Annotated in this window: 17 protein-coding genes; 8 read left to right on the forward strand and 9 right to left on the reverse strand. The window is 62.8% G+C overall.

The window, feature by feature from the left end:
- Positions 1 to 4: 4 nt before the first annotated feature.
- The 8 genes from trbE to FHS55_RS21690 are packed head-to-tail and all read left to right on the forward strand — an operon-like array spanning position 5 to position 7,862.
- A complete protein-coding gene (gene trbE, locus FHS55_RS21655; RefSeq protein WP_183192006.1) occupies positions 5 to 2,485 on the forward strand; it encodes a conjugal transfer protein TrbE in 2,481 nt (826 codons plus the stop codon).
- Positions 2,482 to 3,234, forward strand: coding sequence for a P-type conjugative transfer protein TrbJ (gene trbJ, locus FHS55_RS21660; protein ID WP_183191955.1), 753 nt, complete (start codon positions 2,482 to 2,484; stop codon positions 3,232 to 3,234). The genes trbE and trbJ overlap by 4 nt, the downstream gene beginning before the upstream one ends.
- Before the next feature lie 11 nt (positions 3,235 to 3,245).
- Positions 3,246 to 3,515, forward strand: a complete 270-nt coding sequence (trbK-alt, locus tag FHS55_RS21665) for a putative entry exclusion protein TrbK-alt (protein WP_183191956.1) — start codon at positions 3,246 to 3,248, stop codon at positions 3,513 to 3,515.
- A gap of 1 nt (position 3,516) precedes the next feature.
- Complete coding sequence (trbL, locus tag FHS55_RS21670; RefSeq protein WP_183191957.1) at positions 3,517 to 4,746, forward strand: P-type conjugative transfer protein TrbL; 1,230 nt, start codon at positions 3,517 to 3,519, stop codon at positions 4,744 to 4,746.
- Positions 4,743 to 5,432 carry a conjugal transfer protein TrbF gene (trbF, locus tag FHS55_RS21675; protein WP_183191958.1) on the forward strand — a complete coding sequence of 230 codons (690 nt, stop codon included), beginning with the start codon at positions 4,743 to 4,745 and terminating at the stop codon, positions 5,430 to 5,432. The genes trbL and trbF overlap by 4 nt, the downstream gene beginning before the upstream one ends.
- On the forward strand, positions 5,429 to 6,412 hold the full coding sequence (gene trbG / locus FHS55_RS21680) for a P-type conjugative transfer protein TrbG (RefSeq protein ID WP_183191959.1): 984 nt from the start codon (positions 5,429 to 5,431) through the stop codon (positions 6,410 to 6,412). Before trbF ends, trbG begins: the two co-directional genes overlap by 4 nt.
- Positions 6,409 to 7,581 (forward strand): TraB/TrbI/VirB10 family type IV secretion system protein, encoded by a 1,173-nt coding sequence (locus tag FHS55_RS21685; RefSeq protein WP_183191960.1) that lies wholly within the window; start codon positions 6,409 to 6,411, stop codon positions 7,579 to 7,581. Before trbG ends, FHS55_RS21685 begins: the two co-directional genes overlap by 4 nt.
- Positions 7,582 to 7,583: 2 nt before the next feature.
- Positions 7,584 to 7,862 carry a DUF2274 domain-containing protein gene (locus FHS55_RS21690; RefSeq protein WP_183191961.1) on the forward strand — a complete coding sequence of 93 codons (279 nt, stop codon included), beginning with the start codon at positions 7,584 to 7,586 and terminating at the stop codon, positions 7,860 to 7,862.
- Here FHS55_RS21690 and FHS55_RS21695 read toward each other — a convergent pair.
- From FHS55_RS21695 to FHS55_RS21735, 9 genes are all read right to left on the reverse strand, one after another.
- Complete coding sequence (locus tag FHS55_RS21695) at positions 7,816 to 8,715, reverse strand: LysR family transcriptional regulator (protein WP_183191962.1); 900 nt, start codon at positions 8,713 to 8,715, stop codon at positions 7,816 to 7,818. The two genes, FHS55_RS21690 and FHS55_RS21695, sit on opposite strands and share 47 nt — an antisense overlap.
- 362 nt (positions 8,716 to 9,077) lie before the next feature.
- Positions 9,078 to 10,091 (reverse strand): phosphotransferase enzyme family protein, encoded by a 1,014-nt coding sequence (locus tag FHS55_RS21700; protein WP_183191963.1) that lies wholly within the window; start codon positions 10,089 to 10,091, stop codon positions 9,078 to 9,080.
- 80 nt (positions 10,092 to 10,171) lie between these two features.
- Entirely contained in the window at positions 10,172 to 10,780 is a 609-nt protein-coding gene (locus FHS55_RS21705; protein WP_183191964.1) for a microcompartment protein, read from the reverse strand.
- Positions 10,781 to 10,894: 114 nt separating this feature from the next.
- Positions 10,895 to 11,173 (reverse strand): BMC domain-containing protein, encoded by a 279-nt coding sequence (locus tag FHS55_RS21710; RefSeq protein WP_183191965.1) that lies wholly within the window; start codon positions 11,171 to 11,173, stop codon positions 10,895 to 10,897.
- A 68-nt stretch (positions 11,174 to 11,241) separates the two neighbouring features.
- A complete protein-coding gene (locus FHS55_RS21715) occupies positions 11,242 to 11,496 on the reverse strand; it encodes a EutN/CcmL family microcompartment protein (protein ID WP_183191966.1) in 255 nt (84 codons plus the stop codon).
- Positions 11,490 to 11,909, reverse strand: a complete 420-nt coding sequence (locus FHS55_RS21720; protein WP_183191967.1) for a hypothetical protein — start codon at positions 11,907 to 11,909, stop codon at positions 11,490 to 11,492. Before FHS55_RS21720 ends, FHS55_RS21715 begins: the two co-directional genes overlap by 7 nt.
- Positions 11,909 to 12,511, reverse strand: a complete 603-nt coding sequence (locus FHS55_RS21725; protein ID WP_183191968.1) for a BMC domain-containing protein — start codon at positions 12,509 to 12,511, stop codon at positions 11,909 to 11,911. The genes FHS55_RS21720 and FHS55_RS21725 overlap by 1 nt, the downstream gene beginning before the upstream one ends.
- Before the next feature lie 3 nt (positions 12,512 to 12,514).
- Entirely contained in the window at positions 12,515 to 14,044 is a 1,530-nt protein-coding gene (locus FHS55_RS21730; RefSeq protein WP_183191969.1) for an aldehyde dehydrogenase family protein, read from the reverse strand.
- Between the two features lie 7 nt (positions 14,045 to 14,051).
- Positions 14,052 to 15,341 (reverse strand): class-III pyridoxal-phosphate-dependent aminotransferase, encoded by a 1,290-nt coding sequence (locus FHS55_RS21735; protein WP_183191970.1) that lies wholly within the window; start codon positions 15,339 to 15,341, stop codon positions 14,052 to 14,054.
- Between the last annotated feature and the right edge of the window lie 558 nt (positions 15,342 to 15,899).

The following is a 15,899-nucleotide window of genomic DNA, read 5'->3' on the forward strand; positions in this document are numbered from 1 at the left end:
CATGATGATGAACCTCGCCGAGTATCGCAGCCGCAACCGCCGCCTTGCCGATTTCCTGCCCTGGGCGGCACTGGTCGCGCCGGGCATCGTGCTGAACAAGGACGGCTCGTTTCAGCGCACAGCTCGTTTTCGTGGGCCGGACCTCGACAGCGCCGTGCCCGCCGAGCTCGTCGCGGTCGCCGGGCGGCTGAACAATGCCTTCCGCCGTCTCGGCTCAGGATGGGCCATCTTCGTGGAGGCGCAGCGCCATGTCGCGGCGACCTATCCGACGAGCACGTTCCCTGATGCGGCCTCGGCTCTGGTCGATGCCGAGCGGAGGGCCGATTTTGAAGGTGAGGACGATGAGCGAACGCCCCAGTGGGACGTTCGCCGGCCGAACGGAAGCCATTTCGAGTCGAGCTATTTCCTGACCTTCACCTTCCTGCCGCCCGCCGAGGATGCAGCACGTACCGAAGGCTGGCTTTATGAAGGGCGGGACAAGGCCGGGCTTGATCCCCACGAAACATTGCGTGGCTTTGCCGATCGAACTGACCGGCTCCTCAACCTCATCGACGCCTTCATGCCGGAATGCGGCTGGCTCGATGACGGCGAAACGCTGAGATATCTGCATGGCTGCGTCTCGACGCACCGCCAACGCGTCCGCGTGCCGGAGACACCTATCTATCTTGACGCGCTGCTTGCCGATCAGCCTCTTTCGGGCGGGCTGGAGCCGCGCCTTGGCGACCAGCATCTGCGGGTATTGACCATCACCGGCTTTCCCACGGTGACGACGCCGGGCCTGCTCGATGAGCTCAACCGCCTGGCCTTTCCCTATCGTTGGTCAACCCGGGCAATCCTGCTCGACAAGACGGATGCCGTCCGGCTGTTGACCAAGATCCGACGCCAGTGGTTCGCCAAGCGCAAATCCATCGCAGCGATCCTGAAGGAGGTGATGACCAACGAAGCCTCCGTGCTCGTGGACAGCGATGCTGCGAACAAGGCAGCGGATGCCGACCTCGCGCTGCAGGAACTCGGCGCGGATCACGCCGGCATAGCCTATGTCACCGCGACGGTGACGGTGTGGGACGCCGATCCGCGCATCGCCGACGAGAAGCTGCGACGGGTCGAGAAGGTGATCCAGGGCCGCGATTTCACGGTGATGACCGAGACCATCAACGCCGTCGACGCCTGGCTCGGTTCTTTGCCCGGACAGACTTACGCCAATGTCCGCCAGCCCCCAATCTCGACGCTCAATCTCGCCCACATGATCCCGCTCTCAGCGGTGTGGGCCGGCGAGAGCCGCGACGCGCATTTCGACGCGCCGCCGCTGCTGTTCGGCAAGACCGAAGGCTCCACCCCCTTTCGGTTCTGCCTTCATGTCGGCGATGTCGGCCATACCCTCGTGGTGGGCCCCACCGGAGCGGGCAAGTCCGTGCTGCTGGCGCTGATGGCGCTGCAGTTCCGGCGCTATCCGGGTTGCCAAGTCTTCGCTTTCGACTTCGGCGGTTCGATCCGGGCCGCGGCGCTGGCTTGTGGAGCGGACTGGCACGATCTCGGTGGCGGGCTCAGCGAGGGGAGCGCGGAGAGCGTTTCGCTCCAGCCGCTCGCGCGCATCAATGAAGCCGCCGAGCGCGCCTGGGCCGCCGACTGGCTGAACGCCATCCTCACCCGCGAAGGCGTTTCCATCATGCCCCAGGTGAAGGAGCACATCTGGACGGCGCTAACATCGCTCGCCTCCGCGCCGGTCGAGGAACGCACCCTCACCGGTCTTTGCGTTCTCCTACAGTCCAACGACCTCAAGCAGGCGCTGCGTCCTTATTGCCTTGGCGGGGCGTGGGGCCGGCTGTTGGATGCTGAGAGCGAGCATCTGGGATCGGCCACGGTCCAAGCCTTCGAGACCGAGGGATTGATCGGGACGGAGGCCGCGCCCGCCGTGCTGGCCTATCTGTTCCACCGGATCGAGGACCGACTCGATGGATCACCGACCCTCATCATCATCGATGAAGGCTGGCTGGCGCTGGACGACGAGGGCTTCGCCGGCCAGCTCCGGGAATGGCTGAAGACCCTGCGCAAGAAGAACGCCAGCGTCATCTTCGCCACGCAGTCGCTCTCCGACATCGATGGCAGCGCCATTGCGCCCGCCATCATCGAGAGCTGCCCGACACGTCTCCTGCTCCCCAACGAGCGGGCCATCGAGCCACAGATCACGGCCATCTACCGCCGCTTCGGCCTGAACGACCGCCAGATCGAGATCCTCGCGCGGGCCATGCCGAAGCGCGACTACTACTGCCAGTCGCGGCGCGGCAACCGGCTGTTCGAGCTGGGTCTCTCCGAGGTGGCGCTGGCGCTGTGCGCCGCGTCCTCCAAGACCGACCAGCAGGCCATCGGCAATATCTTCGCCGCGCACGGCCGCGACGGCTTCCTTGAGGCCTGGCTGCGTCATCGCGGCCTCGGCTGGGCCGCCGACCTCATTCCCAACCTCACCAATCTGGAGACGCAGCCATGACGCTGTCCCGTCCGCGCGCGCTCATCGTCACCGTCGCGCTGCTGTCCGTGCCGCTCGCACTGCCACTCGTGCTGTGCCCCCCTGCGCAGGCCGTCACGGTCTATGACCCGTGGAACTACGCCCAGAACATGATGTCGGCCGCCCGCGCGCTGGAGCAGATCAACAACCAGATCACCTCGCTGCAGAACGAAGCGCAGATGCTGATCAACCAGGCGCGCAATCTCGCCAGCCTGCCGCACTCCTCGCTTCAACAGATCCAGCAATCGGTGCAGCGCACCCAGCAGCTTCTGGGACAGGCGCAGAGCATTGCCTTCGATGTCGGCCAGATCGACCAGGTTTTCCAGCAGCGCTACGGCAACATCCCGCTCTCGGCCTCCGATGCTGATCTCGTCGCCGGTGCGCGCTCGCGCTGGCAGACCACGGTCGGGGGCCTGCAGGACGCGCTGCGCGTGCAAGCCGGCGTCGTCGGCAATGTCGACACCAATCGGGCCGAGATGGCGACGCTTGTCGGCCAGAGCCAGGGCGCCACGGGCGCGCTTCAGGCCACCCAGGCCGGCAACCAGTTGCTCGCTTTGCAGTCGCAGCAGCTCTCCGACCTGATCGCGGTGATGTCCGCCAACGGACGCGCTGAGGCGCTCTCCGAGGCGGAACGCGCGACTGCAGCCGAGCAGGGACGCGAGCAGCGCCGGCGCTTCCTCACTCCGGGCGCCGGCTACCAGGCCGGCACTGCCCGCATGTTCAGCAACTGACGGAGGCCGACATGGATGGAGCCATGCTGGCACGGCTCAGCGCGGTGATCTTTGCGGTCATTGCCGGCACGGCGGCGGTCGTAGAGATAAGCCGAGACGAGAAGGCGCCGGAGCCTTCGCCCATGCGGGCGATCGAGACTGAGCGCGATCCGCTGCGCGACGCGCAGCGGCGGTGCCAGCAGCTCGGAGAGGCGGCCGCGCACGACGCCGCGTGCCTGAAGGTCTGGGCGCAGACACGCGGTAGGTTCCTCGGGCGTCCCGCGCCGAACGAAGGCCGCTGAGATGGGCGGCACCGGCGTCATCGACACTTTCCTGGGGGTCTTCACCTCCTATATCGACAGCGGCTTCGGCCTGCTCGGCGGCGAGGTTGCCTTCATCGCCACCACGCTCATCGTCATCGACGTGACGCTGGCGGCGCTGTTCTGGTCGTGGGGTGCGGATGACGACATCATCGCCCGGCTCATCAAGAAGACCCTGTTCGTCGGCGTCTTCGCCTACATCATCGGCAACTGGAACAACCTCGCCCGCATCGTCTTCGAGAGCTTTGCCGGGCTGGGGCTGAAGGGATCGGGTACGGCATTTTCCGTCAGCGACCTGATGCGTCCGGGCAAGGTGGCGCAGACCGGGCTCGAAGCCGGTCGGCCGCTACTCGACTCCATCTCCGACCTGATGGGCTGGGTCGCCTTCTTCGAGAACTTCATCCAGATCGCCTGCCTGCTGTTTGCATGGGCGCTGGTGCTGCTCTCCTTCTTCATTCTCGCGGTCCAGCTCTTCGTCACCTTGATCGAGTTCAAGCTGACGACGCTCGCCGGCTTCGTGCTGATCCCCTTCGGCCTGTTCGGCAAAACCGCCTTCATGGCCGAGCGGGTGCTGGGGAACGTCGTCTCCTCCGGCATCAAGGTCATGGTGCTCGCGGTCATCATCGGCATCGGCTCCACCCTGTTTGGCCAGTTCACCGCGGGGTTTGGGGGACAGACGCCCACCATCGATGACGCCATGGCCATCGTGCTGGCTGCCCTTTCCCTGCTCGGCCTCGGCATCTTCGGCCCTGGCATTGCCGCGGGCCTTGTCTCCGGCGGCCCGCAGCTGAGCGCGGGGGCCGCGGTCGGCACGGGCCTCGCCGCCGGTGGCGCGCTGATGGCGGCCGGCGGTGCGGCCAGCCTCGCCGTCCGAGGCGGTGGGGCGGCGCTCTCCGCGACGGCGGCCGCGGCGCGGGGCGGTGCGACGGCCTACAGCATCGGCGCGGCAGGCCAGTCCGGCATGGCGGGTGTCGCCTCGGGACTGGGTGGCGTCGCGCGGGCTGCGGGCTCCGCCGCCATCTCACCGCTCGCGAATGCCGTCGGCGGTACCGCCTCGGCTTCCTCGGCCGGCGAGATCCCCTATTGGGCCAAGCGCATGAAGCGCGGCCAGTCGCTTCGCCATGGCGTCTCCGCCGCCGCCCATGCTGTGCGCTCCGGTGACAGCCATGCCGGCGGCTCTTCCGTCTCCCTGTCTGAGAGCGACCGCACATGAGCCTCTTCAAGCGACCCGCGACCCATTACGGCACCTCGCCCGAGCCGGTCACGCCCTATCAGAAGGCAGCACAAGTCTGGGACGAGCGCATCGGTTCGGCCCGGGTGCAGGCCAAGAACTGGCGGCTGATGGCCTTTGGCAGCCTGTTCCTCTCGGCTGGCTTTGCCTCGGCGCTGATCTGGCAGTCGACGAGGGGCACCGTCGTGCCCTGGGTGGTCGAGGTCGATCGTCTCGGCCAGACGCAGGCCGTAGGGCCTGCAACCGGCGATTATCGCCCAACCGATCCGCAGATCGCGTGGCATCTCGCCCGTTTCATCGAGCAGGTGCGCAGCTTGCCGGCCGATCCCGTGATCGTGCGGCAGAACTGGCTCAGGGCCTATGAGTTCACCACCGATCGGGGCGCCGCCGCGCTCAACGATTATGCCCGCGCCAATGACCCCTTCACCCGGGTGGGCAAGCAGCAGATCGCGGTTGAGGTCTCCAGCGTGATCCGGGCCTCGCCGGATTCCTTCCGTCTCGCCTGGGTCGAGCGGCGCTATGAGAACGGTCAGCTTGCCGCCACCGAGCGCTGGAGCGCGATCCTGACCCTGGTGATCCAGCCGCCGCGCGATGCCGAGCGCCTGCGCACCAATCCGCTCGGCATCTATGTCAACGCCATCAGCTGGTCGCGGGAGATGAGTCAGTGAAAACGTCTTTCCGTGAATCCACATCTCCGGCTCTGCGCCGATCCGCCTTTGCGGTTCTTCTGCTCTCGGCGACGATGTTGGGCGGCTGCGCATCGGCTCCGAAGCCGCCGCAGATCAGCTATGACAGTGACGTTCCGGCGCTACCGGTGGTGCCCGCCGTCGTCACTGATGAGCGGCCGCGTCCGCTCCACACGCCGCCCACCTGGACGCCGGCCAAGGGCGGCACGGACGCGGAAACCCCGGTTGCACGCGTCGAGAACGCCAATGCGGCGGCCCGCGTGGAGCCGCGTCGCGAGGGCTATTACAATGCCATCCAGATCTATCCGTGGAGCGAGGGCGCGCTCTATCAAGTCTATGCCGCGCCCGGCCAGATCACCAACATCGCGTTGGAGCCGGGTGAGAGCCTGACCGGCAGCGGGCCGATCGCGGCGGGCGACACCGCCCGCTGGATCATCGGCGACACCGAGAGTGGCGAAGGGGCGAACCGGCGCGTGCATGTGCTGGTGAAGCCGACGCGGGCGGACATCTCCACCAACCTCGTCATCACCACCGACCGGCGCAGCTACATGATCGAGCTGCGCGCCGGTGAGAAGCCCTATATGCCGGCCGTCGCCTGGGCCTATCCGCAGGTTCCGGGAGCGCAGCGCCCCAGTGTTCCGCCAACGCCGGTTATCCCGGGCTTCGCGGCCCGCAACTACCGCTATTCACTCACCGGAGACACTCCGCCCTGGCGGCCGATTGCCGTCTATGACGACGGGCGCAAGGTCTATGTCGAGTTCCCGCGCGGGGTCATTCAGGGCGAAATGCCGCCGCTCTTCGTCATCGGCGCGGATGGCGAAGCCCATATCGTCAATAGCCGCATCCACCAGAACATCCTGATCGTCGACCGGCTGTTCGGCGTGGCCGAGCTGCGCCTCGGCGGCGGCGAGCGTCCGCAGAAGGTGCGGATCGAGCGCACGGACGGGAGGCCGGCATCATGAGCAACTCCGACAATCATGACCTCGAGGCCGATCTTGCCGCTCCGGCCGTCGATCACGCGGCCGCCATGCGGCTGCGTCCCGAGCCGCCGCGCGTCACGCGTCTCTCGCGCAAGGTGCTGGCCGGCGCCGGGCTGGTCGTCAGCCTCGGCATTGGTGGCGCGTTGATCTATGCGCTGCAGGGTCGCGACAGAGGAACCGGCGGCGAGGAACTTTATTCCACCCAGAACCGCTCCACCGCCGATGGCCTTGCCGGCCTGCCGCGGGATTACACTGGCCCCATCCTGGGACCGCCGCTGCCCGGCGATCTCGGCCGGCCGATCCTTGATGCACAGAACCGCGGCCAGCCCGTCGTGCCGCCGACGATGACGGCGCCGCAGGTCGACCCCGAACAGCAGCGGCGTCTTGCGGAACAGGAAGCCGCGCGCACCAGTCGCGTGTTCTTCCAGGCTGCGCAGGCTCGCGCGACGGGGGCGAGTGCTTCCGGCTTCAGCGGCCCTGGCTCGGCAGGAACGGGCGCCACGTCCTCACCCCAGGATCGCCAGCTTGCTTTCCTTAATGCCCCCGTTGATCGGCGCGTGGTCGTATCCGATCGCGTCATGGCGCCGGCATCGCCCTATGTGCTGCAAGCGGGCGCCGTCATCCCCGCCGCGCTCATCACCGGCATCCGCTCCGACCTGCCGGGCCAGATCACCGCGCAGGTGACAGAGAACGTCTATGACAGCCCGACCGGCCGAATCCTGATCATCCCGCAGGGGACCCGGCTGCTCGGCCAATACGACAATGGCGTCGGCTTCGGCCAGCGCCGCATCCTGCTGGTCTGGAACCGGCTGATCTTCACCAATGGTCGCTCCATCGTGCTGGATCGCCAGCCCGGCACGGACGCGCAGGGCTATGCCGGCCTCGAGGACGGCGTCGACATGCACTGGTGGGACCTCGCCAAGGCGGTCGGGCTATCGACGCTGCTCTCCATCAGTGCCGAACTCGCCATGGATGACGAGGACGAACTGATCCAGGCGCTCCAAAGCGGGGCGCAGGACACCATCAACGATGCCGGCCAAGAGATCGTCCGTCGGCAACTGCAGGTCGCCCCGACCCTGACCATCCGGCCCGGCTTCCCGGTGCGGGTCATGGTCACGCGCGACCTGGTGCTCGAACCCTACAGGTACTGACCATGGCGAAGCTGAAACTCGGACCCATCGCTAACGACAAGCCGGTGAAGGTGGCACTTTCCTTGCCCGGCGCGCTGCACCGTGACCTTATCGCCTATGCTGAGGTGCTCGCGCGGGCAACCGGCGAGCCGGCCCCGGATCCCGTGAAGCTCGTGGTGCCCATGCTGGAGCGCTTCATCGCCACCGACCGCGAGTTCGCAAAGGCGCGAAGGGCCATGAATGCCAATCAGATTGCTACGTCTTCAGCCGCCTCGCTCGCATCATTGAGCGGGCAATGCTGAGCAGCGTTCGGACGGCCGGGTTATCGTTTTTGGGAGAATAGATTACTGAGAATGGCACAACGTCGTCTGCTAAAGGGCGATACGTCACCCCCGGCACGTTAATGATGAGTTCCGACTGAAGTACAGGCACGATTCCTTTGCCCATCGCAACGAGACCCAGCAAGGTGAGCCGTCCCACCCGCTGTGCGCTGATGACGGGGTGAATATCGAAGCGCAAGAGGCACCGCTCAACGAAGGCTCGGATGTCCAGCCCGCATCCTTCAATCCGCGTAAGAAGGATCTCATCGGCTAGGTCGAACCAAGTCACCTTCGACCTGCTGGCTAATGGATGAGATCGAGGAAGCGCAATGAAAAATGGCTCACTCCAAAGCTCGATGCTATCGAGCTCCGGCCATTTTGATCTCCCAATAACAAATGCGGCATCAATATCGAAATGGCGAATTGCAGCGACATGTCTTTCCGCCGACGATTCGACGAATTCAATCTGGACGTTCGCATGGCGCCGGTCATAGGTGTCGAATAACTCGGTCAAAAAATTGGAGGCTAATGTCGAGAACAACCCGATCTTTAGGTGTCCCTTCTCCACACGGCCGATCGCGGCAGCCTCTTCTGCGCCATCCTGGATATGTTCAAGGGCTTGGCGTGCACGGTTCAAAAATCGCTTCCCTGCCAGCGTCGGTATTACCCCGCTGGGCTGACGAATAAACAGAGAAACGCCGATACTATCCTCCAAATCGCGGATGCCGCGACTAACCGCGGGCTCTCCACTCCCTAAAACCTCTGCCGCTTTCCGAAAGCTACCGCTCTCGGCGGCGGCGATTACATATCGGAGGTGTTTGAGCTTGATAGACAATAGATTGCACTGTCCCTGGCAGGGGGAGGCAGCTATCTTGCTGTCCGCCCGCAACAAATGTCCGCCATCGGCCGCATAGTACGCTTGGTAATCTCACACTGACCGAATTTACCAATCGCCGCGCTCAACAACCACAACAGGGCGGAGCGCTGAGCTACGCGCCGCCCCTCCGCGCCTCGCCCCGTTGCTCGACCGTGCCCCTCGGGCACAAATGTTAACGTGACTCCGCTCATCGCTGGATGAACCGCGGGGCCCAGACCAGCGTCTCAAGCTGTCCGAGGAGTTTTCTCATAATCGATTGTAGAGCAGGTGTCGCGGCCAGCTTGCTACAGTCGCCGCTTTCAAGTAGCCGAAGAGCGGCTTCATCCAGTCATGTATCGGTCACGGAGATAAAGTTCAGACAGCATCACTGTTTGTTCGGTGAATAAGCCCCCAATTTCCTTCGACAGCGGAATTTCTCGATGGGAAGCCAGCCAGGCCATGAGCAAAATACGCCGCGTCATGACCATCGTTGGGATTATATTGCGATCCTGTGAGGTGACCGGTGCCTTTTTCGAATAACCGTCAAGCCACGCATCTCTTAGTTCTGGAATGTTCGGCAGATGTTCGATGAAGGAGACAGCCGCGGCAAAATCATACATGTGCCAGGAAAATCCGCTATCATCGAAGTCGATGACCTTCAGTCGATCTCCATCTATCAGCAAATTTGCCAGCCTCAGATCTGCATGTACCAGCCCGAACCGATCCGGGCTTTGGCCGTATTCGCCAAGCTCGTGACGGATTTTGTCGACGGCCAGCCCGATGATCGCTTTACCGTCATTCCCGAGATCGATGGCACTCTGCCACGCCCCCCAGAGCTTGCGCGCCCCATGCATCGCGTCGGCATCCCATACGTGCCGGACAAACCATTTCGGAGGAGTCCAAGCCATCGAATGTCGGTGAAGGCGGGCTGTCACTTCGCCCAACACGGTGAACCAATGTGGGAGGTTCTCCTCCACCGAGGGAGCCTTGCCGGGCAGGTAGGAAAACATGACGGCGTGCCGGCCCGGAACGCCGCCGTGGGATGGCAGGGTTTGGATCGTGGTGCCGTGCTCATCCGAGAGTGCGACCGGTACTTCGACGATTCCAGAACTGCGGATGTCCTCCATCCATGCAAGTTCGGATGATATCTCAGTGAACGTATGGTAATTCTGGCGATGAACTCGAAGAATCGATTGATGGTGTCCGCTGCCGATCCGAAAGGTGGCGTTTTCTGATATATTTAGCAGAGCGACTTCTGCATCCGCATTAAATCCGTAAGAAGGTATCAGGCCGCGCACGTGTATGATGAGGCCATCCAAGACGTCCTGCGTAAATTCAAGTCCGGCATCAGACATGACGTCACCTTTCGCCTGATTACGATTAATGCATCCGGAAATGCGTCTTTGGGAGGCTTGGAAGGTCGGTCGGCGACATTCTAACCGTGGTCTCGACCTTCGACCTGATTCAGTACTGTTTCGATGCGCAGGAGAGCCCGATCGACGTCGTCGGAATTTCCCGACATGTAGACACGGCCCGCCGCTCCGATCATTTGGACGTCGACGAGGGTCAATCCTGGGCTGACCTTCTCCGCTTCGTTCGCCGCAAGCGTCGCGAACAGCGCCGGGACCATTTCGAAGACCAGAAGCGTTTCACCTGGCAGGGCCATGGAAGCCTGACGATTTCGATTGATGATAATGGCGTGCTGATCGGCAATCCTCTCGATCTTGTCTGTATAGAGAACGCGCGGCCGAAGTTGCTGGTCTGCCGAAAGACCCAAGCCGTCGAGTATCGCCTGTCCGGCCCTCTCCAGCCTCGCATCGTCGTCGCCATGGATCTCGAGGACGCCGAATTGACGTTCGACGAAGAGGATGCCGGGCTCGAGCTCCGGATCCTGCTTGAGCGCCAGATCGATCACGCGCTCGATCATCAGACCGGGCGCAACCTCGAGAATAAGGGAGTGCTGGCCCGCGAGGGCAGGATAGCCGCGAGCCCGTGTCGGAGTTCCCAGATAGGCGGCGAACTGCGGCTGCAGGTTCTTCAGCATCAGATAGACGCGGAGGTCGCCGGCTCGCACAGGAGCCGGCGGCTTCGCGGCGTCCGTTCGCGGCCGAATAGCCTCTTTGGTCGTGTGGGCCGTCTTCACTGGCTTTGTCCCGGCTTACTTCGCGGGCGTGGCGAAGAATTTCGTGACGTCCGCATGCGGGCGCGGAATGACGTGAACGGAAACGACCGTTCCGACCTGACCCGCGACTTCCGCGCCGGCTTCGGTCGCGGCTTTGACGGCACCTACGTCACCGTTGATGACGACGGCGACAAGTCCGTCGCCGACTTCCTCGCGACCGACGATGGAAACATTGGCGGCTTTGACCATCGCGTCCGCCGCTGCGAGGGCTGCGACATATCCCCTAGTTTCGATCATCCCGATTGCGTTCGACATTTTTGTCTCCGTTTCCTCAATTGCATGAAAAGTGAAGGGCATCCGCCTGCGTGGCGGCTTATCCCGCGTCAGGCTTCGGAAGGCGTGTCTTCGTCGATAGAGCCGATGATGAGTGCATCGATCGGTGGGCTTGGCCCTTTGAACCAGGCAGCTGCGACCGAGCCGGTCGCAATGATGACCCGTTCTCCCGCCCCGCAACCAAGCGGGTCGAAGGCGAGCAGACGAGCCCCGGCATCGACTTCGACCTCAAGTATTGAGCCCGGGGGGACGTCGTCGAGGCGCTTTGTGGACCAGACGCTGCCGACAATTGTCGCTTTCAGCATGTCGGCCTCCGGACCAGCGATATGCCGCGCTCGCGGGCGCGGTCGCGAGCTATCGGGGTCACGACTGCGTTTGGGGCGAGGACCAGTTCTTTCCCGCGGGTGGCGCTGTTGATGGTCTTCTCGCCGATAACTCCCGAGAGCGGCGGGGTATGATGTGGGGCGGTCAGTCCGGACGGAATGACCGAACCGTCGTCACGGTCGCGATCCAGTGCGAACCTGATCTGTCCGGAACTCAATCGCGCGGCGGTAATGGGATTCTCCATCAGTGCGACCACTCGGCCAACCAGACGCTGCAAATCAACGTCGGTCGCGATCGACACCAGCTCCAGATTTGAAGACTGGCGTTCCGCAATCGCCTCGCGCACGGCGTCGCTGACAATTTGGCGAAGTAGATTCGGGTCGAGCGTCCCCATCACGCAATTTCCAGGGCAGCCCGCGCTGCCGAGGCCGCCGCCTGCACGCTCGCCTCGGTGCCGGACAGATATACCCGGCCGGTCGCACCGATCATCCGGAAGTCGATGACCTTGATGTCGGCCGCTTTCTCGGCCTCGTTGGTGGCCAGTATCGCATACGCCGCCGGTTCCATTTCCAGGACGAAAAGCGTTTCGCCGGCTAACGCCATGGATCCACCCTTGTTCCTGTTGATTAGATACGAGTGCAGCGGATCGAGGCGGGTTACGATGCGCGACGCCAATATCTTTGGCTTCATGGCTTGATCGCTCGAAACCTGTATGTCCCTGAGCACCGCCGCGCCGGCCGCCCGCACCGCCGCGGTCGATCGCGAATGAATCTCAAGGTAGCCGAACTGGCGTTCCACGACGAGAATGCCGGCCTGCACCTCGGCTTCCTTCAACGCCACATCCGTCAGAGCCTCGATGTCGAGCCCGGGAGCCACCTCGATGATCTGAGCGGCCATATTTGTTCGCGGAAGAGAGCCGCGAACCCATGAACCCATGAAACACATGGTCTGGGGCTGCAGCTGATCGATGAATATAAAAGAGCGCAACTTTGCCATGATTTACGTCCGGCCAAGGGCTGAGTTGAGTTCGTCGCGAACGAGCGCGCGAATTTTTTCCCGAAGGTCCGCCATCTCGTCGAATGCGGACACAGATGAGGGCTGCTCGTCCGGGATCGTCGAGTTCGGGGTTTTCCACGGCGTCAGCCCCTCGAAATTGCCGAAGGGCATTCGCGGATCGGTCGGATACGCGATGCTGCTCCAGTTGATGAGCGAAGCCGGCGTGAGATTTTCGCCGAGCGCACTGCCGCCCATGAAACCTGTCCCGATTGTCATCGTCGGGCCCAGATTGGAACCGAAACCAGCGGCACCCTGAGAGCATGGAGCATTCACGACGATGCGGAGAGCCGGCACTCCTGCAGCGTAGGTCATGATCGTCATTTCATTCTGGGAATGGATCGCCGCCGAATGGCCGCCTCCGGATTTCCGGTTCATCATGCGAGCGGCGCGTATCGCTTCATCCGTTCCGGTCACGACCGCGAAGCCGAGAACCGGACAGAGCTTCTCCCGGGTGAAATGCTCTTCAGGCAGAACCCGATCGATCGGCACCAGCAGAATCCTGGTGTTGCCAGGAACGTCAAAACCGCAGGCTCTGGCTATGACCGATGCGTCCTTGCCGATGGCGCCGATGTTGAAGCCCCCGTCCCTCCAAAGAAATGCACGCAGCTTTTCGCGCTCCCCAGGAGAGCAGACATGCGCTCCCGATGTCTGCAGCGCGCGAAGGAGACGGTCGGCGATGGCCTCCTCCGCGAGCACGACCGATTCATTGGTGCACAAGATCGAGTTGTCGAACGACTTGCTCTCGACAATCCTGGTAGCCGCTGCGGCAAGATCCGCGCTCGAATCCACGTACACCGGCCCATTGCCCGGCCCCACGCCAAAAGAAGGGGTTCCCGAGCGATATGCGGCGCGCACCACTGCCGGCCCGCCGGTCGCGACAACGAGATCTATACGCTCGTCGCTCATCAATCCTTCGAGCGCCGGGATCGATGGTTCGCGCACCACCTGGATCACCCCGTCGGGGGCGCCCGCCCTCACGGCTTCAGCCGCGATCAGGTCGGCCGCATCGGCACAACACGCTTTCGCAGCCGGATGCGGACAGATCACGATCGCATTGCGCGTCAGAAGGGCAAGGATCGTCTTGAAAAAGACCGTTGCGACAGGGTTTGTCGACGGGGTCAGCGCCAGAATGACGCCGGCAGGTCGAGCGATACGGACAGTTTTCCGACTCTGATCGATGACTGGGCCAATATAGTCGGTGTCCCTATAGGTTTCGAATACCCCCAGTGAACACAACTCATTCTTGAGCCGCTTGTCTTCGACCACCCCGAAGCTGGTTTCCCGTACCGCCCATTCGGCGTAGTGAGCGGCCTTTCCGTATGCGGCCCGAGCCACGGCGCCGGCGATCTTCAGCGTCGTCGCGCGATCGTATCGAGAAAATGTCGTCGCGGCCCACCCGGCGCGATCGAGCATTGCCCCGTAAGTGTCTCGATACGATGAAAAATTCAACGTTTCTGGTGTCTCGGGAGCCATCGGTCACCTAAGCGGCAGAGCGTGCGGAGGGGGCCCGCGCGATGAGTTCGCGCATGCGTGGGATGGCGACGCGGAACCGATCCACGACCTCCTCGGCCAGGGCGGACGACATGAGGACGCCGGGCTTGAACTGCAGAACGCGCTTGTCGAGCGACGAGAAGATTGCCCAGACGCCATTCTCGTAAAGCGCGCGCGACGCGTGGACACCGCCTTCGTGATGGGCGAATTCCACTCCGATGACGACGCCCTTCTGACGCAGGCCTACGACGACATCGCCGTCGCTTCGGATGATGTCGTGGAACGCATCGCTGAAGTAGCGGGTGAGATACTGGACATTGGCGCGGACCTCGGGGCGCTGCAGGATTTCGAGTACCTTCAGGGCGACGAAACAGCCGGGCTCGGCGCCACCCGATGTCGAAATATGTGCCGCGCCATCCTCCTCCATCCACGCACCGGTTTTCTTGGTGAGCATCGTCACGGCGAATGGATAGATGCCACCGCTGATCCCCTTTGCACTGACGAAGATGTCAGGCTGCACGCCGTAAGACTGCCAGCCCCACATCTCGCCCGTGCGCAACAATCCGGTCTGCACTTCGTCGGCGATGTAGAGTGCGCCATATTTCTCGCATAGCGCCTTGACGGACCGATTGTAACCTTCATGCGGCATGGGAAAGCCGTAGGTCGCGGGTATGGTCTCCAAAATTACGGCCGCGATATCCTGTGCCGAAAGCGCACGCTCCATTGCCCCGAGGTCATTGAACGGCACTTGGGTGAACTCGTCCGGTCGATCGGACAGAAATATCTTCGAGAAGCGGGAATCTCCGGTCGCGACGGAAAGGCCCGAATGGCCATGGTAGCCTTTGATTATCGAAATGACCTTGCGTCTTTGGGTAGTATAACGCGCCGACTTGATCGCGACATCGATTGCCTCTGCGCCGCCCGGCGCGAAAAAAGCATAATCGAAACCCGGGCAGACTTTCACCAGCGCTTCAGCCAGCGCCGTGCGAGCGACCGACGGGAACCAGTGATTGCCAATGTCAAAACGATCGAGGGCGGTCTTCAACGCGCCGACGAGCTCGGTATTGCGGTGGCCGAAATTGAACGTGCCGCCGTTGATGTGGAGATCTATCAGGCGCTTTCCGTTCATGTCGTAGATCAGGTAGCCTTCTCTTCTGTCGATCACGAGATCGATGCCCGCGTCTCTCCAGAACTTCGTTTTTCCTGGGTTCCAGCACGCGATCGACTTCTCGATCACCTCTTCCTTGGAAGAAAATTGGAACATGCCGTAATCGAACATTGGCATCCCCTGCCGATGCCTTTCTCAGGGCATCGATAAAAACAACATTTCCAACATTTCAAACATTACGAAGCGATTGTCAACGGGCCTTTGTCGGCCGCGGGAGCGACTATCAGGCCGTGCTGCTGTTTTGGCCCGACTGAAGCGTGTCCAGTGGGCTCCAAAAAATACGAAGAAAGCAAATACTTCAGCCACCCCGGCATCGTGGGCATCCATCGCGGTGACTGGGAGACTGGCCTTCGATAACCGCCGCAAGGACCTTAACTTCCCCGCCGCAACCGGTTCCGTCGTGATGCAGATGGTGACGTATCGGTGAAGGCTTCTGGCGGGTGTTGGAATGATGCTGCTTCAATGGCATCACTCTCGCTCGTGCGGTAAGGCCCGATGTGGTCAGTTTCTGCGACCTACCCTCGACGCTGGGCTATCCCTCGCCCGTCGGATACGAAGGGTTTCATCGTCAATTTGATTCGGTCCATCATGGCCGCCGACAATCCACGAAAGTGTGCGAATTCCTTGTCTGGTCGTCGAAATCCATCGATGGTGTTGCGCTCGGAGAGT

The organism is Ancylobacter tetraedralis (assembly GCF_014195655.1).
GTDB lineage: Bacteria > Pseudomonadota > Alphaproteobacteria > Rhizobiales > Xanthobacteraceae > Ancylobacter > Ancylobacter tetraedralis.

Coding starts and splice junctions, on each gene's coding strand:
- trbE (WP_183192006.1), top strand. CDS start 5: ATGATGAACCTCGCCGAGTATCGCAGCCGCAACCGCCGCCTTGCCGAT.
- FHS55_RS21715 (WP_183191966.1), bottom strand. CDS start 11,496: ATGCTGAAAGCGACAATTGTCGGCAGCGTCTGGTCCACAAAGCGCCTC.
- FHS55_RS21730 (WP_183191969.1), bottom strand. CDS start 14,044: ATGGCTCCCGAGACACCAGAAACGTTGAATTTTTCATCGTATCGAGAC.
- FHS55_RS21700 (WP_183191963.1), bottom strand. CDS start 10,091: ATGTCTGATGCCGGACTTGAATTTACGCAGGACGTCTTGGATGGCCTC.
- trbK-alt (WP_183191956.1), top strand. CDS start 3,246: ATGGATGGAGCCATGCTGGCACGGCTCAGCGCGGTGATCTTTGCGGTC.
- FHS55_RS21735 (WP_183191970.1), bottom strand. CDS start 15,341: ATGTTCGATTACGGCATGTTCCAATTTTCTTCCAAGGAAGAGGTGATC.
- trbF (WP_183191958.1), top strand. CDS start 4,743: ATGAGCCTCTTCAAGCGACCCGCGACCCATTACGGCACCTCGCCCGAG.
- FHS55_RS21720 (WP_183191967.1), bottom strand. CDS start 11,909: ATGGGGACGCTCGACCCGAATCTACTTCGCCAAATTGTCAGCGACGCC.
- FHS55_RS21685 (WP_183191960.1), top strand. CDS start 6,409: ATGAGCAACTCCGACAATCATGACCTCGAGGCCGATCTTGCCGCTCCG.
- FHS55_RS21705 (WP_183191964.1), bottom strand. CDS start 10,780: ATGCTGAAGAACCTGCAGCCGCAGTTCGCCGCCTATCTGGGAACTCCG.
- trbJ (WP_183191955.1), top strand. CDS start 2,482: ATGACGCTGTCCCGTCCGCGCGCGCTCATCGTCACCGTCGCGCTGCTG.
- FHS55_RS21725 (WP_183191968.1), bottom strand. CDS start 12,511: ATGGCAAAGTTGCGCTCTTTTATATTCATCGATCAGCTGCAGCCCCAG.
- FHS55_RS21690 (WP_183191961.1), top strand. CDS start 7,584: ATGGCGAAGCTGAAACTCGGACCCATCGCTAACGACAAGCCGGTGAAG.
- FHS55_RS21710 (WP_183191965.1), bottom strand. CDS start 11,173: ATGTCGAACGCAATCGGGATGATCGAAACTAGGGGATATGTCGCAGCC.
- trbL (WP_183191957.1), top strand. CDS start 3,517: ATGGGCGGCACCGGCGTCATCGACACTTTCCTGGGGGTCTTCACCTCC.